General features: G+C 73.8%; 18 protein-coding genes, 1 tRNA gene and 1 pseudogene. 10 read left to right on the forward strand and 10 right to left on the reverse strand.

All coding sequences use genetic code 11. The features are described from left to right. Positions 1-701 precede the first annotated feature (701 nt). Positions 702-1,421, forward strand: a pseudogene (locus Sspor_RS40505) (IclR family transcriptional regulator domain-containing protein); the annotation flags it as partial. Positions 1,422-1,813: 392 nt separating this feature from the next. Here the strand turns inward: Sspor_RS40505 and Sspor_RS10450 are convergent. Continuing rightward, positions 1,814-1,898, reverse strand: a tRNA-Leu gene (locus Sspor_RS10450). A 254-nt stretch (positions 1,899-2,152) separates the two neighbouring features. Between Sspor_RS10450 and Sspor_RS10455 the strand changes: the two genes are divergently transcribed. After that, positions 2,153-3,319, forward strand: coding sequence for a low temperature requirement protein A (locus Sspor_RS10455; protein ID WP_202198801.1), 1,167 nt, complete (start codon positions 2,153-2,155; stop codon positions 3,317-3,319). Here the strand turns inward: Sspor_RS10455 and Sspor_RS10460 are convergent. Continuing rightward, positions 3,306-4,247, reverse strand: a complete 942-nt coding sequence (locus tag Sspor_RS10460; RefSeq protein WP_202198802.1) for a beta-ketoacyl-ACP synthase III — start codon at positions 4,245-4,247, stop codon at positions 3,306-3,308. The genes Sspor_RS10455 and Sspor_RS10460 overlap by 14 nt on opposite strands. 217 nt (positions 4,248-4,464) lie before the next feature. On the opposite strand from Sspor_RS10460, the gene fdhD reads away from it, so the two are divergent. Further along, positions 4,465-5,292, forward strand: coding sequence for a formate dehydrogenase accessory sulfurtransferase FdhD (fdhD, locus tag Sspor_RS10465; protein WP_202198803.1), 828 nt, complete (start codon positions 4,465-4,467; stop codon positions 5,290-5,292). On the opposite strand, the gene Sspor_RS10470 is transcribed toward fdhD, so the two are convergent. The 6 genes from Sspor_RS10470 to Sspor_RS10495 form a co-directional block, all read right to left on the reverse strand. Continuing rightward, positions 5,282-6,412, reverse strand: coding sequence for a patatin-like phospholipase family protein (locus Sspor_RS10470; protein WP_202198804.1), 1,131 nt, complete (start codon positions 6,410-6,412; stop codon positions 5,282-5,284). The two genes, fdhD and Sspor_RS10470, sit on opposite strands and share 11 nt — an antisense overlap. After that, the gene (locus Sspor_RS10475) at positions 6,409-7,500 is read right to left on the reverse strand and encodes a diguanylate cyclase regulator RdcB family protein (RefSeq protein WP_202198805.1); all 1,092 of its coding nucleotides are present in this window, start codon (positions 7,498-7,500) and stop codon (positions 6,409-6,411) included. Before Sspor_RS10475 ends, Sspor_RS10470 begins: the two co-directional genes overlap by 4 nt. Positions 7,501-7,504: 4 nt before the next feature. Next, entirely contained in the window at positions 7,505-8,935 is a 1,431-nt protein-coding gene (locus Sspor_RS10480) for a P-loop NTPase family protein (RefSeq protein WP_202198806.1), read from the reverse strand. Further along, the gene (locus Sspor_RS10485) at positions 8,925-11,219 is read right to left on the reverse strand and encodes a dynamin family protein (RefSeq protein ID WP_202198807.1); all 2,295 of its coding nucleotides are present in this window, start codon (positions 11,217-11,219) and stop codon (positions 8,925-8,927) included. Before Sspor_RS10485 ends, Sspor_RS10480 begins: the two co-directional genes overlap by 11 nt. A 211-nt stretch (positions 11,220-11,430) precedes the next feature. Next, positions 11,431-11,859, reverse strand: a complete 429-nt coding sequence (locus Sspor_RS10490; RefSeq protein WP_202198808.1) for a (2Fe-2S) ferredoxin domain-containing protein — start codon at positions 11,857-11,859, stop codon at positions 11,431-11,433. 9 nt (positions 11,860-11,868) lie between these two features. Continuing rightward, positions 11,869-12,909, reverse strand: a complete 1,041-nt coding sequence (locus Sspor_RS10495; protein WP_202198809.1) for a bile acid:sodium symporter family protein — start codon at positions 12,907-12,909, stop codon at positions 11,869-11,871. 130 nt (positions 12,910-13,039) lie between these two features. Here Sspor_RS10495 and Sspor_RS10500 point away from each other — a divergent pair, with 130 nt between their 5' ends. The 6 genes from Sspor_RS10500 to Sspor_RS10525 all read left to right on the forward strand — a co-directional run bounded on the left by Sspor_RS10500 (position 13,040) and on the right by Sspor_RS10525 (position 21,663). Next, positions 13,040-13,897, forward strand: coding sequence for a LysR substrate-binding domain-containing protein (locus tag Sspor_RS10500; RefSeq protein ID WP_202198810.1), 858 nt, complete (start codon positions 13,040-13,042; stop codon positions 13,895-13,897). Between the two features lie 103 nt (positions 13,898-14,000). Then, complete coding sequence (locus tag Sspor_RS10505; protein ID WP_202198811.1) at positions 14,001-15,824, forward strand: AMP-dependent synthetase/ligase; 1,824 nt, start codon at positions 14,001-14,003, stop codon at positions 15,822-15,824. A 157-nt stretch (positions 15,825-15,981) separates the two neighbouring features. Beyond that, positions 15,982-17,250: an ABC transporter substrate-binding protein gene (locus tag Sspor_RS10510; RefSeq protein ID WP_202198812.1), complete on the forward strand. Its 1,269-nt coding sequence runs from the start codon at positions 15,982-15,984 to the stop codon at positions 17,248-17,250. 9 nt (positions 17,251-17,259) lie between these two features. Next, on the forward strand, positions 17,260-19,935 hold the full coding sequence (locus Sspor_RS10515; RefSeq protein WP_202198813.1) for an ABC transporter permease subunit: 2,676 nt from the start codon (positions 17,260-17,262) through the stop codon (positions 19,933-19,935). Further along, a complete protein-coding gene (locus Sspor_RS10520) occupies positions 19,932-20,708 on the forward strand; it encodes an ABC transporter ATP-binding protein (protein WP_202198814.1) in 777 nt (258 codons plus the stop codon). Before Sspor_RS10515 ends, Sspor_RS10520 begins: the two co-directional genes overlap by 4 nt. A gap of 106 nt (positions 20,709-20,814) precedes the next feature. Beyond that, the gene (locus Sspor_RS10525; RefSeq protein ID WP_202198815.1) at positions 20,815-21,663 is read left to right on the forward strand and encodes an aldo/keto reductase; all 849 of its coding nucleotides are present in this window, start codon (positions 20,815-20,817) and stop codon (positions 21,661-21,663) included. A gap of 48 nt (positions 21,664-21,711) precedes the next feature. On the opposite strand, the gene Sspor_RS10530 is transcribed toward Sspor_RS10525, so the two are convergent. Together Sspor_RS10530 and Sspor_RS10535 are read right to left on the reverse strand one after the other, a co-directional pair. Then, entirely contained in the window at positions 21,712-22,476 is a 765-nt protein-coding gene (locus Sspor_RS10530) for a class I SAM-dependent methyltransferase (protein ID WP_237403797.1), read from the reverse strand. Beyond that, positions 22,476-22,781: a 4a-hydroxytetrahydrobiopterin dehydratase gene (locus tag Sspor_RS10535; RefSeq protein WP_202198816.1), complete on the reverse strand. Its 306-nt coding sequence runs from the start codon at positions 22,779-22,781 to the stop codon at positions 22,476-22,478. The genes Sspor_RS10530 and Sspor_RS10535 overlap by 1 nt, the downstream gene beginning before the upstream one ends. Before the next feature lie 174 nt (positions 22,782-22,955). Between Sspor_RS10535 and Sspor_RS10540 the strand changes: the two genes are divergently transcribed. After that, a complete protein-coding gene (locus tag Sspor_RS10540) occupies positions 22,956-24,743 on the forward strand; it encodes a hydroxysqualene dehydroxylase (RefSeq protein WP_202198817.1) in 1,788 nt (595 codons plus the stop codon). The last annotated feature ends 24 nt before the right edge of the window (positions 24,744-24,767 follow it).

Raw genomic sequence — 24,767 nt, forward strand, 5'->3', positions numbered from 1 at the left:
CCGCCGAGGCCCGTCTGCTGCGCGCCACACCGCACCCTCCCGCCTCCGGACACCGCGCCCGGCGGCGGTCGGTGCACGGCTGGAGCGACCCCGCCCGGGACTGCCCGCTCGACGCCGAACGGGCCCGGCGCGATCTCAAGGCCGTCTGCCTCGCCTCCGCGTGCGCGCCCAAGGCCGGGGCGCACCTCGACTCCTTCCTCGCCGACGGACACACCGACCTGGCCGGTGCCGTCGTCTTCGGCTGCCTGCTGCACCTGGCCGGGCTGCGCGAAGGAGCCCGCTTCTGGTGGCAGTTCGCCGCCGGGTCCGGGAGCCCGCGGACCTCCGCGGCCGCGTACTGCCTCTTCCTCGACCACTCACGGCGCGGCGAGCACCACGACGCCCGGCACTGGGCGCGCGAGCTGGGCCGGCGCGGCTTCCGGCCGGGCGGCCGACGCGATCTGCGGGAGGTCCGGCTGTGCACGCAGGCGGCCGTGCTGCGCCACGTCGACCAGCTGGAGGATCCCGACCTGGGCCCGGTGCCCCTGCCGAGGCCCGGGCTGTCCGGGGTGCTGGCGGCGTTCCTGCCGCAGCCCGTCACCGTGTCCGTCTCGGCGCCGCGGCAGGTGGCCACGCTCCGCCCGGCCGCCGGACCGCTGCGCCATCCCGCGCTGACGGCGGCGCACCGCGGGACCGCCACCCGGGCCGGAACGAGCCGGGCCCTGACGGAGGCGCACCGCGCGCTGGCGGTCGTACGCGTCCTGGAACGGCACCCGTTGGGAGTCCGGGCGGCCCAGCTCGCCCGGGAGTCCGGCCTCGCCGAGGGGGAACTGCGGCCCCTGCTGGCCATGCTGTGCGAGGAGGAGTACGCGCTGCGCCCGGCCCTCGGGGTGTACGGGCGCGGCCCCGCCCTGGACCGGCTCGCCGCCCCCGGCGGTCACGGCCTGGCCGGGCAGCTCCAGCGCACGCTGGCCCTGGCCCGGGACAGCGCGGGCGCCGCGGTGTACCTCAGCCGGTACGCCGAGGGCGAGGTCCGGATCACGCAGATGGCGGACGGGCCCGCGACCCCGCCCGTGCGGGAGTGGGTGGACTTCCGGGCCGCCGCGCACGCCAGCGCGGTCGGCAAGTGCCTGCTGACCCAGCTCGACCACGACCGCCGCGCCGACCACGTGGCCCGGCACCGGCCCGCGCGGCTCACCCCGCGGACGATCACCGACAGCCGGGTCCTGTTCAGCGCCCTGGACGCGGTGGCTCCGGGGGCGCCCGTGTTCGACCTGCGCGAGTACGCCCCGGGGGTCGTCTGCTCGGCGGTCCCGATCTCCGCCGGGGACGCCGCCGGGAGCCTCGCGCTCTCACTGCCCGCGTCGCACGCCCACCGGCTGGGCGCGGCGACCGAGACCTTGCGTCGCAAGGCCGTTCCCGTGCTCCTGGCGCTGCTCCTGACGGGCGCGATCCCGCCGGACGCCCCGGACGCGGAGCCGTCGCCGCAGGCGCCGCCCGACCCGGCGCAGGCGCCGGTCACCCCGGAGACCCTGCGCCACCTGCGCCGCCTCTTCCGGACCCCGCTGACCGGCACGACGGCCACCCCGGGCGGCCCGCACCTGGTCAGCGACACGGGAAGTGCCGCCGCCTACCTCTTCGAACCGGCGGTGGACGGCGAACACCCCCGCCTGGCCCTCCCCCACACCTTCACCCCGCTCGCTCCGGGCACTCTCGCGACCCCGACGGGGCTCACCCCGCCGCCGGGCCTGACCGTCCTGGGCATGTGACCGGTGCGGACGCACCGGACCGGGAACGCAGAAGAACCCCACACGATGTGTGGGGCTCTTGCTTGTGTCCGAGGGGGGACTTGAACCCCCACGCCCGATAAAGGGCACTAGCACCTCAAGCTAGCGCGTCTGCCATTCCGCCACCCGGACTAGGTGGTCGGCCCCGGTTTCCCGCGGCGACATGGACAACAATAGCAAAGGATCGGCGGGGTTCCGACCACTTATCGGGGCGGTGATCCTCCGCCACGCCGGGCTGACCTGCACGCATGCGCCGACGGCCGTAGCGAGACGTCGCGTCTCGCTACTGTCGGGGGCGCCGGGGCGCTTCCGGATCCTGATACGGGGTGGACAGCGGGAGAGCCGGGCTGTCGGATGGCTGCGCACACATCCGGGGGGAGCCGCGCATGGAATCCGAGCACCGCGTCAGCACGCTGGAGCTGTTCTTCGACCTCGTCTTCGTCTTCACCATCACGCAGTTGACGGTGCTTCTGGCGGACGACCTGAGCCCGCGGGGCGCGGGGCAGGTGGTACTGATCTTCACCGTCCTGTTCTGGATGTACGGGGGTTACGCACACCTGACCAACCAGGTGCCGCCGGACCGGACGGTCCGGCGGGTGCTCCTCATGCTGGCCATGGGGGCGTTCCTGGTGTGTGCGCTGGCCGTGCCGACCGCGTTCGGCGCCGGCGGGATCGCCTTCGGCCTGGGGTACGTGTTCGTGGTCCTCGTGCACAGCGCCCTCTACACGCAGGCGCACGGGTTCGGAGTGCTCTGGTTCGCGCTCCCCAACATGCTGTGCGCGCTGTCGGTGCTGGCCGCCGGGTTCTTCGACGGGCCGCCCGCCTGGGGGCTGTGGATGCTCGCCCTGCTGATCCAGTTCGCCGTGCCGCAGCTGGTGCAGCGGGTGGCGGCGAGCGGGCCGGAGCCCGCCGAGGCCGTGACCGCGGTGACGACCGTCAGCGACCAGCTCGGCGGCATGAGCTCCGGGCACCTCGTGGAGCGGCACGGGCTCCTGCTGATCATCGTCTTCGGCGAGTCCGTCATCGCCATCGGCATCGGGACCGGCTCACTGCCGCTGTCCCCGGGGATCGCCGGGGGCGCCTTCCTCGCGCTCGCCGTCGCGTCGGCGCTCTGGTGGATGTACTTCGTGCGCGACGAGGGCCGGGCCGAGGAGGTCTTCGCCGAGACGCCGCCCGAGAACCGCTTCAAGCTGGCGATGCTCGCCTACTACTACGCGTTCCTGCCCATGCTGCTCGGGATCGCCGCCTTCGCGGCCGGCGTCAAGAAGACCATCGGGCACCTGGGCGAGCACCTGCACACCGGCCCGGCACTCGCCCTCGCGGGCGGGGTCGCCGTCTACCTCGCCGGTGACCTGGCCTTCCGGGCCGTCCTCGGGATCGGCCCGGCCCGGTTCCGGGCAGCGGCGCTGGTGCTCGTCCTGGCGACGGTCCCGGTCGGCACGGGCGCCTCCGGGCTCTGGCAGCTGGTGGCGCTCGTCGTCGTGCTGCTGGGGACGCTGGGAGCCGAGGTCCGCTGGACCCCGGGCTGCACCGCGACGCCTACGGGCAGCTGATGACCTGGCCGGCGTAGGAGAGGTTGCCACCGAAGCCGAAGAGCAGCACCGGTGCGCCGGAGGGGATCTCGCCGCGCTGGACCAGCTTCGACAGGGCCATCGGGATGCTGGCGGCCGAGGTGTTGCCGGACTCGACGACATCGCGGGCGACGACGGCGTTGACGGCCCCGATCTTCGCGGCGAGGGGCTCGATGATCCGCAGGTTCGCCTGGTGGAGGACGACCGCGGCCAGGTCCTCCGGGGTGATCCCGGCCTTCTCGCACACCTTGCGGGCGAGCGGAGGGAGCTGGCTGGTGGTCCAGCGGTAGACGGACTGGCCCTCCTGGGCGAAGACAGGCGGCGAGCCCTCGATCCGGACCGCGTTGCCCATCTCCGGGACCGAACCCCACAGCACCGGGCCGATGCCCGGCTCCTCGCAGGCCTCGACGACGGCCGCGCCCGCTCCGTCGCCGGTGAGCACGCAGGTGGTGCGGTCGCTCCAGTCGGTGATCTCGGTCATCTTGTCGGCACCGATGACCAGGGCGCGGGTGGCGGAGCCGGCCCGGATGGCGTGGTCGGCGGTGGCCAGGGCATGGGTGAAGCCCGAGCAGACGACGTTGATGTCCATCACGGCCGGGCCGCCGCCCATGCCCAGCTTGGCGGCGACGCGCGCGGCCATGTTGGGCGAACGGTCGATCGCGGTCGACGTGGCGACCAGCACCAGGTCGATGTCGTCCGGGGTCAGGCCGGCGCCGGCCAGCGCCTTGCCCGCGGCCTGGTAGGCCAGCTCGTCCACCGGTTCGTCCGGACCCGCCATGTGGCGCGTGCGGATGCCGACGCGGGACCGGATCCACTCGTCGGTGGTGTCGACCATGGCCGCGAGGTCCTCGTTGGTGAGCACTTTCGCGGGCTGGTAGTGCCCTAGCGCCACCACGCGTGAACCTGTCATGGGCGGGGTCCCCCCTTGTACGGAAGTCAGGATCACCCAGCTTTGCCTGCTACTGGTGGGTACGTGTGCGTGTGACCCGACAGGATTCCGGCCCCGGATTTTGGAGCTTCCCGAGGATCCACCTGCCGGGGGCGTCGCGGGAAGCGGAACCGGGACAATGAGCTTGTCGGACACCGGCGGGAACAGAAGCGAGAACAGAAGGGGTGGGCTGATCACCATGGGACGGGTCACCGAACGCCGTCGCGTCGTCCGGATCCGGAACGGCGGGGCGGGCGTCCGGCCGGACACGCTGGTGGCGGAGGAGCCGCTGGAGATACGTCTGAACGGCAAACCGCTGGCCATCACGATGCGCACGCCGGGCGACGACTTCGCCCTGGCGGTGGGCTTCCTGGTCAGCGAAGGGGTGCTGGGCGCCGCCTCGGACGTACAGGCCGTCACCTACTGCGAGGGGGCGACCGAGGACGGGTCGAACACCTACAACGTGGTGAACGTACAGCTGGCCGCCGGGGTCCCGGTGCCGGACATCACGCTGGAGCGGAACGTCTACACCACCTCCTCCTGCGGCCTGTGCGGCAAGGCCAGCCTGGACGCCGTCCGTACGGCGACCCGCTTCCCGGGGATCGCCGCCGATCCGGTACGGGTACCCGCGGAGGTCCTGTGCGCGATGCCGGACCGGCTGCGCGCGGCCCAGAAGGTCTTCGACCGGACGGGCGGCCTGCACGCGGCCGGGCTGTTCACGGCGCAGGGCGAGCTGCTCGACCTGCGGGAGGACGTGGGCCGGCACAACGCGGTGGACAAGATCGTGGGCCGGGCGTACCAGGCCGGGCGGCTCCCGCTGACGGGTGCGGTCCTGCTGGTGTCGGGCCGGGCCTCCTTCGAGCTGGTGCAGAAGGCCGTGATGGCGGGCATCCCGGTGCTGGCGGCGGTCTCGGCGCCGTCCTCGCTGGCGGTGGACCTGGCACTGGACGCGGGGATGACGCTGGTCGGCTTCCTGCGGGGGCCGGACATGAACATCTACGCGGGCGAGGAGCGGATCACCCTCTGAGGTCCGGCGGTCGGCCGGGCTCCTGGGCCTCGTCGTCCAGGCCGGCGACGGCGTCCAGCATCCGGCTCTGCGCGGTCCTCGCCCCTTCCACCTCGGACAGCGCCGCGCGCAGCGGCTCCATGGTCCACCGGGCGTCCTCGAAGCCCTGACCGCGCAGGTGGGCGAGGCGTTTCGGGGAGAGGTCGACCAGGGCCGTCGCCCCGCCGGCCGGGCCGGGCGGGCGGATCCGGTGACGGGGGCGGATCTCGATGACGCGCAGCGTCGGATGGTCGTGGGCGTCCCACAGCGCCCCGTCGCTGAGGTGGACGACGATCACGATGTCGCACCCCGCGTACCGGGCGAGGGCCCCGGCCGGGGTGTTGTCGGCCATCCCGCCGTCCCGGTAGAGGCGGGGGCCGACGCGGCGGGGAGGCAGGACGACGGGGAGCGCGGCGCTGGCGAGCACGGCGCGGTGCCGCTCCTGCCGCGGCAGGTCGTTGACGTGGAGCCACTCGGCGCGCGCCCCCAGGCCGGAGCGCACCACGTCCAGGGTCCAGCTCCAGCCGCGCAGGGAGTCGATCTCCTCCAGCGCCGGGAACGCGGAGACCCAGAGCGGGATCCCGGAGCCGAGGCGGTCCGGGTCGATGTGGTCGGCGACGAGCTGTTCCAGGGCCGCCGGGTGGAGGGCGGGTGCGGCGAGCCGCGGCAGGAGCCGGGCGAGCTGCTCCCATGTCGTCTCCTCCGGAGGGGGTCCGTCCGCCCCGTCGGCCGGCCGGGCGGATCCGGCCTGCCACGCCACTTCCTCCCACACGGCGGCGAGTGCGGCGGCTCCTTCGGCGGGAGAGCCGGCGGCGGCGAGGATCGCGCCGTTCAGGGCGCCGATGCTGGCACCGGCGATGGCGTGGACGCGGGTGCCGACCGAGGCCAGGTACTCCACCACCCCGACGTGGTAGGCGCCCTTGGCTCCGCCGCCCGACAGCACCAGGCCGATCCTGGGGGCCCGCCCGGCCGCCCGGTCCCGGGCGGGGGCCCGGCCGGGCGTCGTCGCCTTCTCCGGCCTGCCGTCGGCGCTCCGGTCGGTGTCCGGCCCGGAGGCCGCCGCCCGCCGTGCCGCGGCCGCGAGGTCCGTGAGGCCGGTCATGCCCGTGCCGCCGGTGTCGTGCCCGGGCCGCGGCTGCCGCCCGGCCCGGGTGCGTACGCGGCCGGCACCGGCCCGGTGCCCGCGCGGGCCGCCCGTTCGCGCAGGGTGCGGGCGGCGGCGGCCTGCTCGGTCACGACCCGTTCGACGAAGTGTCTGGCCGTGCCGGTGCGCGGGGTCCACCACCCGTGCCGCCGCCGGACCAGGGCGGCGGCGGTCTCGGTCGGGCGCGGTGGGCGGGCGCCGCCCGGCAGGGCCCACAGTTCGACGGCGGTCGCGGCGACGGCGCTGAGCGGGCCTGCCGGTGGGGCGAGGGAGGGCGCCAGGCCGCTGCCCAGGATCTCGGCGGCCAGCCGTAGCCGGTCCGGCGCCGTCGTGGCGCAGCCCTCGTCGAGGAGGTCGGTGAGGGTGAAGCGGCCTTGGGGGGTGTCGGGCCGGGCGACGTTCAGGACGGCGTGGACCAGCCGCTCGACGTAGGCGTCGCGGCCCGTGCGGAAGCTGTGGGCGCCGGCGGGCCCGGCGGCGACCTCCGCCGACAGCAGCACCACCTGTACCGGCCACGGGAGCCCGTTGTACGACTGACCGGCCGTCCAGCGCCCCACCGAGATGGCGAGGGCGTGCTCTGCCTCAAGCCCCAGCTCCGTGGCCGCCTGGTGCTCCTCCAGGGCCGCGAGGCGGCTCTCCGCCTCCGTGAACCTGATCTCGCACGCCTCGGCGATCCGGGCCACCACGTCGGCGAGTTCGGACAGCCGGGCCGCCGACTGCCCGCTGGCCTCCTCGACCCGGCGCCGGGTCTCGCCCAGGCATTCGGCGACCCGCGCCAGTGCGAGGTCCGATATCCGGCTCTGGCCGGAGAGTTCGGTGGCCCAGTGGACCAGGGAGCGCTGCCCGTCGACCAGTGCGCGGGTCGTCAGCAGCTCGCGCTGCCGTTCCCGGCCGACGATCCGGGCGAGGAGGGTGCCGGAGAAGGACTGTTCACGCCGGTACGTCGTGAGGTCCTCGGCCACCACCATGCTGTTGGCCAGTTCGAGCAGCACCCGGTCGGTCAGCAGCGGTACGTCCAGGGCGAGACTGCGCAGGTCGTCCGGCACGCTGTCACCTCCATTCGATCGCCAGGCCGGCGAAGTGGCTTCGGGCGGCGTCCGCCACGCGTTGGCGGCGGTCGGCCAGGACCGCGAGGTCGTCCAGGGGTGTCCGGGGGGCGGCGGCCCGCCGCAGCGGCGGGGGCGGACCCGTGAGCGGGGCGAGCCGGGCCAGCAGCCGGGCCAGCGCCCATCCGCCCGGGGCACGGCCCCGGTCGTGGACGAACGAGGTCATCACCGAGGGCATGCCGGAGCGGTCCCAGGCCCGTTGGGCGACCGCGTGGGCGTGGCGGGCGAGCATGGTGTCCACCCGGTCCTCCCAGTCGAGGGGGAAGAGGCCCCGCAGGAGCTCGATGACCGCGGCCTGCTGCGCGTTCTCGCCGTGCCCGCTGTCCGCCCGCGGCCACAGCACGGATGCCGCGGCGAGCGCCTGACGGGCGGCGGTCCGGCCGGTACGGCCGGGCGCGCCGTCGGCGGCGGCGGGCGCGGGGCCGGACACCTGTGCGACCTGCTCGGCGGGTATCAGGTCCGCCCTGTTCAGCACGGTGAAGGCGGGTACCGCTCCGGTGCCGGGGGCCGCTTCGGCGAGGAGCCGGTCGACGCACGCCTCGGCCGTGCTGCCGCGGCGCGTCGCGTCACGGACCACGAGGACCTCGTGGGCGTGGCGGACCTCGCGCGCCACGAAGTGGTTGAGGACGCCGGGCAGCAGCTCCTCGTCGGGGCCGGGGGTGTCGACGAGGACCAGCCGGCCGCCCTCGGGGGCCGAGGCCAGCCACGGCACGGGAACGACGGCCTCGGGGGCGTGCAGGGCGAGCACTTCGCGCAGCGCGACCTCCTCGGGGAGTGCCAGGAGCGCGAGCCGCAGCAGGTCGTTCAGGCCGGCGAGGGCCCGGCGGACGGTGGCGGTTCCCTCGTGCCCCCGATCGCCGGTGCCCGGCGGGCCGGGCCGGGCCAGGGCGGCGGAGACGAGCTGGGGATGGCGGTTCACCGCCGCGGCCACCGCCGCGCGCCGCCCGGGGGCGCGGAGCCGGTCGGCGAGGCCGTCGAGGCGGGCGGCGGTTTCGGGCGCGAGGGTGAGGACCGGCCCGGGCACGGCGTGGTGGGCGACGGGGACGACACGTGTGGGCAGGACCGTCATCGCAGGGCCGCGCGAGGGCAGCAGTTCCTGGCAGACGATCGCGTTGAGCAGGGTGGACTTGCCTGCTTTCATCGGGGCGATGAGGGGGACCCGGTAGTCGAGGCGCCCGGAAGGCGCCTCGGACAGTTCGGGCAGCAGGGCCGCCAGTCCTCCCGCGGTCGGTTCGGGCAGCGCCGGCCGTCGGCGGTCCTGGGTGCCGAGGGCGCGTACGGCGGCGGCGCTGAGCCCGCTGAGCATCCGGCACAGCGACTGCGGCAGGGGGGCCGGTGTGGGACGGGTCCTGCTCGGGGTCCTGCTAGACGGCACGGACGTGCTCCACCTCGGCCCGGAGGTCCCGGACCGTGGTCAGGAAGACGTTGAGGTTCTCCCGCAGCTCGTTCTGCATCAGCTCTTCGAGCTCGTTGTCCTCGGCGGACTGCTGGAGGATCCCCCGGTACCGCTGGAGGAAGGCCTCGACCCCGTCGTAGTAGTGGTCGACCTGCACGGTGACCATGTCCCGGACGTGGCCGCTCAGGGCCTCCTCGATCTCGTGGACGCAGGTGTGGAAGGACTTCTGGAGGCTGTCGGCGAGGGCGTCCACCGCGACGACGTACGCGTGCTCCTCGGTCACCTCGTCGACGGTCTTGAGGTAGGTCGTGCGCCACATCCACAAGGTCCGCCAGGACCGGCCGTAGATCTCGCGTTCCACCTCGACGGTGGTGTGCCGCGTTTCCGCCTCCGGGGCTATGGGGGTCTCCGCCACCACGGAACCCTGCAGGTCCAGTTCGGGCACCGTGAAGGTGAGGTCGAACTCGTCCTTGACCCGGGCCGCGGCCCGCTCCACGACGGGCCGTACGAGCTCGCTCTCCCGCTGCACCAGACGCTGTGCGGAGGCTCCGACGGACAACTCGATGTGCTTGCGGCTGCGCTCCAGGATGGTGTCCAGGCGTGCCTTCGGCTCCACGGTCCGGACGCGGATGTAGTCCCCGGCGTCCTCGGCGCTGGTGAACTCCAGGGCGTCCTCGTCCTTGCGGAAGACGGTTTTCAGGGCCCGGTCGATCAGTCCCGTGCTTTCGGAGCGAGCGGCCGCCCTCAGGTCGCTGCGGAACTTCTTGACGACCTTGTCCCCTTGCTCCCGGGCGCTGTGCAGCTGCTTGCGCATGTCGGCGGCGAGGCGCTCGGCCAGTTTCGCGGGTTCGGTGACCTGGCCGCGGAATCCGGCGATCTCGGCGATCTCGTCGGAGATCTGCCCCACCGCCCGCGCGAGGTCCTGGGACCTGCGGCCGATCAGGTCCCGGCGCGACGTGGTGGCGATCTCCAGATCGGCGAGTTCGGAGACGGCCTTGGTGAGGGCTGCCTCGATGGCGAGGCGCAGGGCGCTGCGGCGCAGGTGGGCGACGGCGGAGGCGAGGAACGCGTCGATCTGGCTGAACTCCCAGGCCCGCTGGGCCACCCGGGTCAGCCTTCCGGTCCCGATGTCCTCCAGTTCCTCCTGCCAGTCCATCGGGTACACGAGCTTGAGCAGCCGGGCGGAGGACTCGTCGGAGGCGGGGAGGAAGCCGTGCTGCGCGGCCTTGAGGGAGGTCAGGGTCCGGACGGAGGCGAGCGCCCATTCGGCCGATGTGGTGTAGATGCGTTCCCCGGCGGCGGCATCGGACAGTCCGAGGTTGGCGGTGACCGACCGCACGATGCCTTCGTTGCCGAGGTCCGTCTCGTGGCGCTTCTGGTCGATCTTGTTGACCACCGCGAAGAGCTTGTCGGGGCCGATGACGTCGAGCAGGGGCTCCATCAGCTGGCGGATCCGGGCGTCGGACTGTCCGCCCATCTTCGTGTAGTCGAGGACGACCAGCACGATGTGGCTCTCGCTGAGCTGCTTGCTGACGATGTTCCCGAGCATCTCCGACAGGTCGTGCTCGTCCGGGCCGGGCGTGTCCACGACGACCAGGCGCCCCGGACCGTCTTCGTCGCCCGCGGCGGGCGCCCAGTAGGGCGTGTGCACGACGGGGACGTCCGAGAGGGCGACCCGCCACCCCGCGGGCAGGACCCGGCCGGCCAGCCGCATCAGGTCGTTGAGCAGTGTCAGCGCATCCTGGACCTCGACGCGCCCCTCGTAGCGGGACCGCGTCGGGGGTAACCGCTCGGCGAGGATGTCCTCGATGAGGGGGGCGAGGTGCGGGTACCGGGCCTGTTCCTGCTCGGCCTGGGACGGGGCCACGTGGTTGCGGATCGCCTTCACGAGCATGTCGAACCGCACCGCGTCCTGCTCGCGCAGGTCGAGCACGGGCCGGAACGCGTCGGCGCCCTGCTCGGCGAGTTCCGTCTCGGTCAGGCGGCGGTCGAGCACGATCCGCGTGGGGAGCGTGGTCATCGCCGCCGCGCGGGCGGGCAGGAGTTCGTAGCCGACGATGGCGTTGACCAGCGTGGACTTCCCGGCCTTCATGGGGGCGACCACCGACATGCGGAGCTCCCCGCCGCGCACGGCCTCCCACTCCTGGCGCATGGCGGCCACGGCTCCCGCTTCGCCGTCCACGTGCCCGCTCCAGGAAAGCTCCAGTTCCTGGGCCTGTGAAAGCACCTGCACGACCTGGTCGATCAGTTCGACGGCGTCCATCGCCCGGGCCGCCTCCGTGCCCCCGTCCCTGCTCCCCGCAGTGTCCGCCGCTGATCCGTTGACGTCCGGCATTCGTACCCCCACGCACGCACCCCGAGAGACGCCGAGCAGGCGCGAGCGAGTCGGCCCGTCGGCAACAACTGGTCGTGACGTTACCGGTCCGGCCCGGCCGGCGTGGCCGGTTCGCGCGACTCCCGCGAACCGCCCGGGATCAGGCTCCGCGGCCCCGGCGGGCGGCGGACTTGGCCGGCTTCGGAGCCGGGGGGTCGATGCGGTGGAGGTCCAGGGTGGGCGGGACCGGGGTGGTGCCCGGGCCGCCGGATTCGGCCCAGGCGATGATCTCGTCGGTCGCGGTGTCGTCCAGGGCCCAGCCGAACCAGGTGGCGCGGGCGCCGCGGCGGCGGGCCTCGGTGGTGGGCTGGACCACGATGACGTTGGCCTGGGCGCACGGGCCGAGGCACTCGCTCGTACGGACCGCCAGGCGGCCGCCGGACGCGGCGGCGGCCTCGCGCAGCCGGGCGAGCTGGCCGGCGTGGTCGGAGCCGGGGTTCTTGCGGGGGTCACCGCAGCAGCAGCCGCGGCAGACCACCAGGGTGCAGGGGCGTTCGGCGTGGGCGCCGAGCGGGCGTATCCAGGTCACCACCGAACGTTAGCGGGCATGGGGCGCGGGCCGCCCAGGCGCGGGCGAGACGTCCGCCACACGGTCGGCGGCGAGTTCGGGCAGCGGGTCCCGGGCGCGGCGCCGGGCGATGACGGCGCAGACCATCAGCTGCATCTGGTGAAAGAGCATCAGCGGGAGCACGGCGAGGGCGGCGTGGGCCCCGAACAGCACGCTGGCCATGGGGAGTCCGGCGGCGAGGCTCTTCTTGGACCCGGCGAACTGGATGGCGATGCGGTCGGCGCGGCCGAAGCCGAGGCGGGCCGCGCCGTGCCAGGTGAGGAGGAGCATGGCGGCGAGGAGTACGGCTTCCACGAGGAGCAGGGCGGCGAGCCGCGGGAGGCTCACCTGGTGCCAGATGCCCGCGACCACGCCCGCGCTGAAGGCGGCGTAGACGACGAGCAGGATCGAGCCGCGGTCGACGTAGCCGAGGACCTGCTTGTGGCGGACGAGGAAGCCGCCGGCCCAGGGGCGCAGGGCCTGTCCGAGGAGGAAGGGCAGCAGGAGCTGGAGGGTGATCTTCAGGAGGGAGTCGGGGGAGAAGCCGCCCGCGTCGCCGCCGAGCAGTGCGGCGGCGAGGAGCGGGGTGACGACGATGCCGGCCAGGCTGGAGAAGGAGCCGGCGCAGATCGCGGCGGGGACGTTGCCGCGGGCGATCGAGGTGAAGGCGATGGAGGACTGCACGGTCGAGGGGACCAGGCAGAGGAAGAGCAGGCCGCCGTAGAGCGGGGCGGTGAGCACGCCGGGGACGAGGCCGCGGGCGGCGAGGCCGAGGAGCGGGAAGAGGACGAAGGTGGCGGCGAGCACGGTGAGGTGGAGCCGCCAGTGGCGCAGACCGTCGAGGGCCTCGCGGGTGGACAGCCGGGCGCCGTAGAGGAAGAAGAGCAGGGCCACGGCCGCGGTGGAGGCGCTGTCGGCGGCGGTGGCGGCCGGGCCGCGGGCGGGAAGGAGGGCGGCGAGGCCCACGGTGCCGAGCAGGGCCAGGATGTACGGGTCCAGGGGCAGCCGGGCGGGGAGGTGCGGGCGGCGCATGCGGGGGTGCTCACTTGCTGTCGGGGCGGGGTGCTCCCTCCCATGGTCGGCGGTGGCTGTTCATCGGGAAACCCGCACACCGCACTCACTGCCATCGCGTTCCGTGATGAGCAGCGCTAGCGTGGGCGGTATGTACGACCCTGTCCAGCTGCGCACCTTCCTCACGGTGGCCCAGACGCTGAGCTTCACGCAGGCCGCGGGGCGGCTCGGGGTGGGGCAGTCCACGGTCAGCCAGCACGTGCGGCGGCTGGAGGAGGCGACGGGGCGGCCGCTGTTCGTCCGGGACACGCACAGCGTGGGGCTGACTGAGGACGGCGAGGCACTGCTCGGCTTCGCGCGGACGATCCTGGAGGCGAACGAGCGGGCGGCGGCCTTCTTCGCGGGGACGCGGCTGCGCGGGCGGTTGCGGTTCGGGGCCTCCGAGGACTTCGTGCTCACGCGGCTGCCGGAGATCCTCGAAGGGTTCCGGCACGAGCACCCCGAGGTGGAGCTGGAGCTGTCGGTGGAGCTCTCCGGGACGCTGCACGAGCGGCTGGACGCGGGGCGGCTGGACCTGGTGCTGGCGAAGCGGCGGGGGCCCGGGGACGAGCGGGGCCGTCTCGTCCGGCGGGACCGGATGGTGTGGATCGGCGCGGAGGGGCTGCGGGTGGACCCGGAGCGTCCTGTTCCGCTGATCGTCTTCCCGCCGCCGGGCATCACCCGGGCCCGGGCGCTGGAGGTGCTGGAGCGGGAGGGGCGGGCGTGGCGGATCGCGTGTACGAGCGGCAGCCTGAGCGGTCTGGTCGCGGCGGCCCGGGCGGGGCTCGGCGTGATGGCGCACGCACGGGGGCTGATCCCGCCGGGGCTGGTGCGGGTCGGCGGGCTGCCGGAACTCGGGCCGGTGGAGTTCGCTCTGCTCCGCGGGCCGCGCCCGTCGGCCGCGGTCGAGGCGCTGGCCGCGGCCGTGCTCTCCGGCGCGGACCGGCTCAGTCGCACGTCAACGGCGTGAACACCGTGATCACTGGGGAGGTCTTGTGGAGGTATCCCGAGGCCTGTCACCCCCTGATCACCATGAGGTACGTTCACCGCGGCGCGCGGAGAGGAGCGGGGCCTTGCGCGAGATCACCGTCCCACCCGTCGTCACGGGCTCACCCGTCGGCGGCCTGGCCGACATCGTCTTCCAGCACGCCCGCGACGAGCCGGACCGGGTGGTGCTCGGCCGGAAAGCCGACGGGGTCTGGCAGGACGTGACGTCCCGGGAGCTGGCCGACGAGGTGCTCGCGCTCGCCCGGGGGCTGCTGGCCCAGGGGGTGCGCTTCGGGGACCGGGTCGCCGTCATGTCCCGTACCCGGTACGAGTGGACCCTGTTCGACTTCGCCCTGTGGGCGATCGGCGCCCAGCCCGTCCCGGTGTATCCGACGTCCTCGGCCGATCAGGTGCACTGGATCCTCTTCGACACCGACTGCACGGCCTGCGTGGTCGAGGACGAGGACCAGGCCATGACCGTGGGGTCGGTCATCGACCGGCTCCCGCACCTGCGCCGGCTGTGGCAGCTCGACGCCGGGGCGGTGGACGAGCTCGTCGCCGACGGGCGCGGGGTCGCCGAGGACGTGGTACACCGCCACCGGGGTGCGGTGACGCCCGACGCGACCGCCACCGTCATCTACACCTCCGGCACCACGGGCCGGCCGAAGGGGTGCGTGCTCACGCACGCGAACTTCATGTACGAGAGCGACACCCTGGTCAGCCGCTGGGAGTCGGTCTTCCAGGCCCGGCAGGGCGAGCAGCCGTCCACGCTGCTCTTCCTGCCACTGGCGCACGTGTTCGGGCGGATGGTGGAGGTGGCCGCCGTCCGGGCGCGGGTCAAGCTGGGCCACCAACCCGTGCTGGCGGCGGCCGAGTTGCTGCCGGATCTCGCCGCGTTCCGGCCGACCTTCGTGCTGGGCGTACCGTACGTCTTCGAGAAGATCTTCGCGGGCGCCCGCCGCAAGGCGGAGGCGGAGGGGCGTACGGGTCCCTTCGACCGGGCGGTGGAGACGGCCGTGCGGTACGCGGAGGCGCGCGAGCGCAGGGCCTTCGGCACCGGGCCGGGGCCGTCGGCCGCGCTGCGCGTGGAGCACCAGTTCTTCGACCGGCTCGTCTACGGGAAGGTCCGGGAGGCGATGGGCGGCCGGGTGCGGCACGCCATGTCGGGCGGGTCGGCGATGTCGCGCCGCCTGGGGCTGTTCCTCGACGGGGCCGGCATCACGGTGTTCGAGGGGTACGGGCTGACCGAGTCGTGCGCGGCGGCCACCGCGAACCCGCCGGGGGCGACCAAGTACGGCACGGTGGGGCGGCCGATCCCGGGCAGTACGGTGCACATCGCGGACGACGGGGAGGTCTGGCTGCACGGCCGTCACATCTTCTCCGGCTATCTGAACGACCCCCGCGCCACGGAGGCGGTCCTGCGGGACGGCTGGCTGGCCACCGGGGATCTGGGGCGGCTGGACGCGGACGGGTACCTGACCATCACCGGGCGCAAGAAGGACATCCTGGTGACCTCCAACGGCAAGAGCGTGGCGCCCGCCGCGCTGGAGGAGCGGGTGCGTTCGCATCCGCTGGTGTCGCAGTGCGTGCTGGTGGGCAACGACCGGCCGTACATCGCGGCGCTGCTCACCCTGGACATGGACGGGATAGCGCACTGGCTGTCGATGCGCGGCCGGCCGCAGTTGCCGGCGGCGGAGCTGGTGGGCGACCCGGAGCTGACGGCGGAGGTCCGCCGGGCGGTGGTGGCCGCGAACACCCTGGTCTCACAGGCGGAGGCGATCCGCACCTTCCGGGTGCTGGGCGAGCAGTTCACGGAGGAGCGGGGGCTCCTGACGCCCTCGCTGAAGCTCAAGCGCCGGGCGATCGAGAAGGCGTACGCGAAGGAGGTCGCGGCGCTGTACTCCTCCTGAGCCGGGTCCGGCCGCGGGGCGTCCCGGCAGGTCCGGGTGGTTCACCGGCAAGCGCGGCACACATCTGACGGTTCGTCATTTTGAGTCGTCGGCAATATTGACGATCCGTCAGGTCCAGCCCAGAATGCGGGGATTCCGACCGGAGGGGATCCCCGACATGTTGCGCCCGATCCGCACCCTGGCCGCCGCGGCGGCGGCCCTCGCGCTCGTCTCCGCCTGCAACTCCGCCTCCACCAACGGCACCTCCCCCGGAAAACCCGGCGACGCGCCGGGCAACGCCCGCGGCGTGAGCGACGACTCGATCAAGGTCGGCGGGATCGTGTCGATGACCAGCGCCAGCGGCTACAGCAAGAAGGACACCGACCTCGGCGCCAAGGCCCGCTACCTGCGGGCCAACGCCGAGGGCGGGGTCAACGGACGCAAGATCGACTACCTCGGCGCGGAGGATGACGGCCAGGACCCCGCCAAGAACCTGGCGGCCGCCCGCAAACTCGTCCAGCAGGACAAGGTCTTCGCCGTCTCCCCCATGAGCTCGGTGACCTTCTCCGGCGCCGACTTCCTGGAGCAGGAGAAGGTCCCCACCTTCGGCTGGGGCACCCTGCCCTCCTTCTGCGGACCCCGGCACATCTACGGCTTCAACGGCTGCCTGGTCCCCACCCCAGGCGGCACCCTCAACCAGACCTGGCCCGAGGGCATCGGCCAGATCCTCGGCGGGGCCCGGGGCAAGTCGGTCGCGATCATCGCCAACGACAGCGACGCCGGCAAGTTCGGCATCCGGACCTTTCAGCAGGGCTTCGCCGGCGCCGGGTTCACGGTCTCCTACGCCAAGGCCTCCGTGCCCGCCACCGCCGTCCCGAGCGACTGGTCCGCGTACGTGAAGGAGATCCTCTCCGGCAGCGACGGCAAGGCCCCGGACGCCGTCGTCTCCGTCATGCAGACCCCGAACAACATCGGGCTGTTCACCGCGCTCAAGCGCAGCGGCTACCAGGGGCTGCTCTCCGACCCGACCGACTACGACCCCGGACTGCTCGCCAAGGAGGCCACCAAGCAGGCCCTCGACGGGGTGCACGTGCTGCTGCAGTTCCAGCCCTTCGAGTCGGCCGATCCGAAGATGGCGCAGTTCAAGGCCGACATCAAGGCGGCCTCGGGCGGCCAGGACGTGCCGCTCAGCATGCACATGCTCACCGGGTACATGTCGGCCGACCTCTTCCTCTCCATCGCGCGGAAGGCCGGCAAGGACCTGACCGTCGAGTCCTTCCAGGCCGCCGCGCAGGGCTTCTCCGACACCGGCACGCTCGTCGGCGACCGCGCGGAGCCCAAGGGGCAGAAGGACAGCTTCGGCTGCGGAGCGCTCGTCCAGCTGAGGAACGGCGCGTACGAGGTCTCCGTACCGTTCAAGTGCTACGAACCCGTCCCCTTCAAGTAGGGCGGCGGCATGGGGGATCTGCTCGTCTTCGTACTGAGCGGTCTGGTCTCCGGCGCCCTGTACGCACTGCTCGCCACCGGGCTCGTGCTCTCGTACTCGGCTTCCGGACTGTTCAACTTCGCGCACGGGGCCACCGCCTACCTGTGCGCGCTCACCTTCTACGAGCTGCACTCCGGGCTGGGCTGGCCCGCCGTCCCGGCCGCCCTGCTGGTGGTGTGCGTCCTCGCCCCCGGTCTCGGCTGGGGGCTGGACCGGCTGATGTTCCGGCGGCTCGCCCGGGTCGGCGAGACCGCGCAGATCGTGGCCACCATCGGGCTGCTGGTGGCCCTGCCGGCCGCCGGACTGTGGGCGGTGGACCTGCTGGCGGACGCGGGCGCGCCGGTGAGGCCGGCGGAGAACCAGTTCGGGCTGCCGGGCGTGGGACCCAGTCCCTCGAGGTCCTGGCAGCTCACCGAGGGCGTCGGCATCGACTCCGACCAGCTGATCACCTGGGTGGTCACCGCGCTGGTGGCGGTGGCCCTGTGGGTCCTGCTGCGGCACACCCGGCTGGGGCTGCACCTGCGGGCCGCCGTCGACAACCGTTCGCTGACCGAGCTGCGCGGCATCAGTGCCGACCGGCTGTCGTCGGCGGCCTGGATGATCGCGTCGGGGCTCGCCGGGCTGGCGGGAGTGCTGGCGACACCGCTGCTGGGGCTGTCGGCGCACGACTTCACCCTGTTCCTGTTCGTGTCGGCCACGGCGGCGGTCATCGGACGGTTCGCGTCCGTGCCGCTCGCCTTCGCGGGCGGGCTCGGGCTCGGCGTGCTGCAGAACCTGGTGGCCGGGTACGCGTCCTTCGCCGAGTCCGTCACCGGCTTCCGGACGGCCGTACCCTTCCTGATCCTGTTCGGCGGGCTGCTGGTGCTGACCCGCACGGCGCGGACGGCGGGGGTCGCGGCCGTGGACGCGCCGCCGGTCGACCATCTGGCCGGGGCGTCGTGGGGGCGGCGGTGGGGGGTGTGGGCCGCGGGCGCGGCGGCGCTGTGCGTGGCGCTCTACACCGTCACCACCCCCTTCTGGAGCGGGCTGCTGGCACAGGGGCTGGCCATCGCGCTCGTGTTCATGTCCTTCACGGTCGTGACGGGGCTCGGGGCGATGGTGTCGCTGGCACAGGGCACCTTCGTGACCGGCGCCGCGCTCGTGGCGGGGCTGCTCATGAGCCGGGGCTGGCCCTTCGTGGCCGCGCTGGCGGTGGGCACGTGCGCGGCGGCGCTGCTGGGGGCGCTCGTCGCGCTCCCGGCGCTGCGGCTGGGGGGCAGGTCCCTGGCCCTTGCCACGCTGGCGCTGGCCTTCCTCGCCGATCAGGTGCTCTTCCAGCTTCGGTGGCTGCGCAACGGCGACGCCGGGTGGCCGGTCCCCCGTCCGGTGATCGGGCCGGTGGACCTCTCCGACGACCGGGCGCTGGGGGTGGCCCTGGTGGTCCTGGTCGCGCTGGTGGCGGCCGCGCTGACCGCGCTGCGGAACTCCCCGTCGGGGCGCGCGATGCTGGCGGTCCGGTCGGCCCCGGCCGCGGCGGTCGCCTCGGGGGTCTCCGTACTGCGCACGAAACTGCTGCTGTTCACGCTGTCGGCGGGCCTGGCCGGGTTCGGGGGCGTGCTGTACGCCTCGTACAACACCCGGATCACGGCGACGGACTTCACGGCGATGACCGGGCTGGTGTGGCTGGCGGTGGTCGTGGCGGCGGGGGTGCGCAGGCCGCAGTACGCGGTGGTGGCGGGGCTGGTGTTCGCCGTCGCCCCGCGGGTGCTGGCGGACTACGTGACGGAGTCGGCGCATCTGCCGGTGATCCTGTTCGGCCTGGCGGGGCTGGCCCTGGCCAACGACCCCGACGGGTACTGCGCGGCCGTCCCGGTACGGCTGGCGCTCAAGCGGGCCGCCGCTTCCCGGGGCTGCGCCCCGGACCCCTCGGGGGCTCCGCCCCCGGACCCCCGCGGCTCGAACGCCGGCGAGGCTGGTATCTCCCTGGAGCTGCGCGGGGTCACCGCCGGGTACGACGGAGGGCTCGTGCTGCACGGGGTGGATCTGGCCGTCCGCGCGGGCGAGATCCTCGCGGTGCTCGGGCCCAACGGGGCCGGGAAGAGCACCACGTGCAAGGTCGCGGCCGGGCTGCTGCCCGTCACCGGCGGGGAGGTGCGCATCCACGGACGGGACGCCACCGGTGACGGGCCCGTCCGCCGGTCGCGGGCCGGGGTGCTGCTCGCTCCCGAAGGGCGCGGGATCTTCCCCGCGCTGACCATCGAGGAAAACCTGGCCCTGTACCTCAAGGACGCCGACGCCCGGGCGGCCGTCTACGCGCGCTTCCCGCGGCTGGCCGAGCGGCGCGGGATCCCCGCCGGGGCGCTCTCGGGCGGGGAGCAGCAGATGCTGGCCCTGGCTCCGCTGCTCCAGCGGCCGCCCGCGGTGCTGATCGCCGACGAACCCTCGCTCGGGCTCGCCCCGCGCGTGGCGGAGGAGGTGTACGCCCTGCTCACCGAACTGCGCGACGCCGGGACGGCGCTGCTCCTGGTGGAGGAGAAGGCGGCCGGGATCCTCGGGATCGCCGACACCGTGGCCTACCTCTCCCAGGGCCGGGTCTCCTGGTGCGGCCCCCGGGCCGAGGTGGAGGCGGACCGGCTCACCGAGGCCTACCTGGGGATGGGGACATGAGCGAGGGCGGGTACGTACTGGAGGCCCGCGGGGTCGGTGTGCGCTTCGGCGGCGTCCGGGCGCTGACCGGGGTGGATCTCGGGGTCCGCGCGGGCGAGGTGTGCGGGCTGATCGGGCCGAACGGCGCCGGCAAGACCACGCTGTTCGACGTGCTGTCCGGGATCCGCCGCCCCGACCGGGGGCGGCTGCTGCTGGACGGGGCGGACGTCACCCGCCGCTCCCCCGTCTGGCGGGCCCGGCACGGGATACGCCGGACCTTCCAGCGGCAGCAGCTGTTCGGTCAGCTCAGCGTGGCCGACAACGTGCTGGTGGCGCAGGAGTGGCGGGGCGGCGGGGGCGGCCCGGCGGCCGATCTCCTGGCCCTGCCGGCCCGGCGGGCCCGGGAGCGCGAGCGCCGGGCCCGCGGCGAGCGGGTGCTGGCCGGCTGCGGGATCGGCGCGCTCGGGGCCTCGTACGCCGGCGGGCTGCCCGTCGGGCAGGCCCGGATGGTGGAACTGGCCCGGGCGGTGGCCGATCCGCCGCGGGTGCTGCTGCTGGACGAACCCGCGTCGGGCATGTCCGCGCCCGAGCGGGACCGGCTCGCGGAGGTCGTGCGGCGGCTGGCGGAGCGGGAGGGCTGCGCGGTGCTGCTGGTCGAGCACAACGTGGCCTTCGTGATGGAGCTGTGCGCGCGGGTCGTCGTGCTGGACCTCGGGACGGTGCTGGCCGAGGGCACCGCGGCCGAGGTGCGGGCGAACCCGTTGGTGCGGGAGGCGTACCTGGGGACCGCGTGAGGGCGCACATGCGGCCGATGGCGGGAATACGCCGCGTGAGTGGCCGGTTGTGGCCCCTCGTACGACGCTCCACCACCACCGCACCGACGTGAGGGAACGACCAGACGTGAACCAGGTCCCCGCCATCAAGCTCAACAACGGCACGCTCATGCCCCAGCTCGGCTACGGCGTCTGGCAGGTGCCGGACGCGGAGGCGGAGCGCGCCGTCGGGACCGCCCTGGAGGCCGGTTACCGCAGCATCGACACGGCCGCCATCTACGGCAACGAGCGGGGTACGGGCAAGGCCGTCGCCGCCTCCGGACTGCCGCGCGAGGAGCTGTTCGTCACCACCAAGCTGTGGAACGGCCCGAAGCAGACCTGGGGCCGGGACCAGGTGCTGCGCGCCTTCGACGACTCCCTCGCCAAGCTGCGCCTGGACCACGTCGACCTGTACCTGATCCACTGGCCGCGTCCGATGCGCGACGACTTCGTCGCCATCTGGAAGACCTTCGAGGAGATCGCGGCGAGCGGCCGCGCCAAGGCGGTCGGCGTGTCGAACTTCCGCCCGGCGGACCTGGACCGGATCGCCGCCGAGAGCGCCCTGGTGCCGGCCGTCAACCAGGTCGAGCTGCACCCGCTGCACCCGCAGGCCGCACTGCGCGCCGAGCACGCCGCGCGCGGGATCGTCACCGAGGCCTGGTCGCCGCTGGGCCAGGGCAAGGAACTCCTCACGCTGCCGGCCGTCACCTCGATCGCCGCCACGCACGGCCGCAGCGCCGCCCAGGTGGTGCTGCGCTGGCACCTCCAGCACGGGAACGTCGTGATCCCGAAGTCGGTGACCCCCGCCCGCATCCGGGAGAACCTGGACGTCTTCGGCTTCGAGCTGGACGCCGCCGAGACGGCCGCGCTGGACGCCCTCGGCGCGGGCGCGGCGGGCCGCCGGATCGGGCCGGACCCGGCCGAGTTCGACGTCTGAGCGGACCGCGGGGAGCCGGCTCCGCCGCCGGGCGGCCCTTCCCGCGCGTCAGACGCGTACGAAGCTCCGTATGCGGTACGTCGGCTCCGCGCGCGGGACGTCCTGGTCCGGCAGCAGCTCCAGCCGGGCCGCCAGTTCCCGCGCGGTGATGCCGCGCGGGACGATGCGGGAGGCGTAGCGGCCCGCGAGCAGGGACTGGGCCGAGCCGCGCGGGGTGCGCCCCTGGCCGTGGCCGGTGAAGCGGGCCTCGCCGACCGCGAGCAGGCCGGCCCGGGCCGCATAGGCCTCGACCTCCCCGGAGGCGTCCGAGGGGGTCGGGGTCAGGTGCGCGGCGAAGACGGCGTCGATGTCGCTGCCGACGTCGTGGGCCGAGTCCTTGTCCACGGTGGCGAGGAAGACCCCGCCGGGCCGCAGCACCCGGGCGGCCTCGGCGATCACCGCGGGCACCAGGCCCGGCTCGCGCAGCAGGTGCAGCAGCCACACCGCGCTCACCGCGTCCAGGGACGCCGACCGGACCGGCAGCCGGGCCGCGTCGGCGAGGGTCACCGGGATGCCGCGCCGCGCCGCGATCGCGGCCATGCCGTGGGAGGCGTCCGCGCCCAGGACCCGCAGGGCGGGGCGCCTCATCCGGCTGGTGACGATGCCGGTGCCGCAGCCGAGGTCGAGGAGGGTCTGCGCGTGGTCGGGGAGCAGCCCGAGGACGGCGGCGGCCGCCGCCTCTGCGCGCGGGACACCGCCGCGGGTGGCGTCGTAGGCCTCGGCCTCCGCGTCGTAGTCGAGCAGGGATCTCACGGACGGTATGTGCGTGGTCATCAGCTCGCGCCGTGGGCGGGGGCGAGGGCTTCGACGCGTTCGGCGAGGGCGAAGTCGTTCTCCGTCACCACACCGCCGGCGTCGTGGCTGTTCACGGAGAGCCGGACCGTGTTGTAGCCCAGGGTCAGGTCGGAGTGGTGGTTCAACTCCTCCTGGACGCTGGCGATATGGGCGACGAGGGCGCTGGCGGCGAAGTGGCCGCCCAGCCGGTAGGTGCGGAAGATCCGGTCGTCCTCGAAGGCCCAGCCGGGGAGCTCCCGCAACCGGTCCTCGATCTCCTTCTGTGACAGCGGCTCACTCGGCATGCACCGGCTCCTTTTCCCCGTGACGTGTAGTCAAGGTTCCCACAGTGCACGGTGGAACAATCCTTTCGCGCCATAGTGCGCTCGGGTGCTTCTACGCCTTCCAGGTCCGTCGCGCCCCCCATATGCTCCTGCGCCGAACAGGCTGTTACCAGCGGTAACGAGAGGGCATTCGCCATGGCGGGCACAGGAAGTTCACGGCGTACGTTCATCGCGGGCGCGGGCGCGGCGGCCGCCGCAGGGGTGGCTCTGACCGGAGCCGGGGCCGCGCCCGCGGCGGCCGCCGGGGCCGGATCCGCGCCCGGCGCACGGCGCGTCGCGGTGCTCGGCGGCGGGGTGGCGGGCCTGACGGCGGCGCACGAACTGGCCGAGCGCGGCTACGCCGTGACCGTGTACGAGCGCCGGGCCCTCGGCGGCAAGGCGCGCAGCATGGATGTGCCCGGCAGCGCCCGCGGCGGACGCAGGCCGCTGCCCGCCGAGCACGGCTTCCGCTTCATCCCGGGCATCTATCACAACCTGCCCGACACCATGCGGCGCATCCCCTTCCCCGGGAACGCGGCCGGGGTGTGGGACAACCTCGTCGCCCCGCGCGAGATGATGTTCGCCCGGGCGGCCGGGCGCGAGGACCTGCGCGGGCCCATCCCCTGGCCCGGGCACTCCCCCGCCGGGCTGACGCCCGAGGAGATCCGGCGCGCCCTCGCCGGCATCCTGCAGACACTGCTCCGGCTCCCTCCGCACGAGACGGCGTACTTCGTCGACCGCGTGCTGGTGTTCCTCACCAGCTGCGACGAGCGGCGCGAGGAGGTCTGGGAGCGGACGCCGTGGTGGGACTTCGTGCGCGCGGAGCGGATGTCGAACGAGTACCGGCGCATCCTCGCCGTCGGCATCACCCGCAACATCGTGGCGACCAAGGCCGAGGAGGCCTCCACCCGTACGGTCGGCACCCTCGGCGAGGCCTTCGTCTTCAACGTGCTGGGGCGCGGGGCGGACGGCCCGCCCGACCGGATCCTCGACCTGCCGACGAACGAGGCCTGGATCGACCCCTGGGAGGCCCATCTGCGCTCCCTGGGCGTGGAGTTCAGGATCGGCTGGACCGTACGGGAGGTGCGGTACGCGGACGGCCGGGTGAGCGGTGTCGGCGTCGAGGGGCCGGACGGCGCCCGGCAGACCGTCACCGCCGACCACTACATCAGCGCGCTGCCCGTCGAGCACGCCCGCCGCACCTGGAGCGCGGCGCTGCGGGCCGCCGATCCGATGCTGGGACGCTGCGACCGGCTGGAGACGGACTGGATGACCGGCATCCAGTTCTATCTCACCGAACGGGCCGAGCTGGTGCACGGCCACCTCAACTGCATCGACTCTCCATGGTCGTTGACGGCGATCCAGCAGGCCGAGCACTGGCCGTCCCGGGACTTCCCGGCCGACTACGGCGACGGAGCGGCGGTCGACTGCCTGTCGGTGGACATCTCGGAATGGGACAAGCCGGGGATCCTGTACGGGAAGACGGCCAAGCAGTGCACGCGCGAGGAGGTGGCGCGCGAGGTCTGGGCGCAGCTGAAGGCGTCCCTCAACGACACCGGGAGGGCCCTGCTGACCGACTCCACGCTGCACTCGTGGTTCCTGGACCCGGGCGTGGACGGGCTCGGCACCCCGCACCCCACCAACCAGGACGAGCTGCTGATCCACCCGGTCGGCACGCTGTACAACCGGCCGACCGCGGGCACCCGCGTCCCGAACTTCTTCCTCAGCGGGGACTACGTGGCCGTCGACATCGACCTCGCCACGATGGAGGGGGCCAACGCGTCGGCGCGAGCGGCCGTCAACTCCCTTCTGGACCGGGACGGGTCCGATGCCGCGCGGTGCACGGTCCACCCGATGTACCGGGCGCCGGAGCTGGAGGCCGCCAAGCGGCACGACCGGTGGCGCTACCGTCTCGGCCTGCGGAACGTCTTCGACCTGGGCTGACCCGCCTCGGCTAACGTCGTGCAC

The sequence above is a fragment of the Streptomyces spororaveus genome (genome assembly GCF_016755875.1).
Lineage (GTDB): Bacteria > Actinomycetota > Actinomycetes > Streptomycetales > Streptomycetaceae > Streptomyces > Streptomyces spororaveus.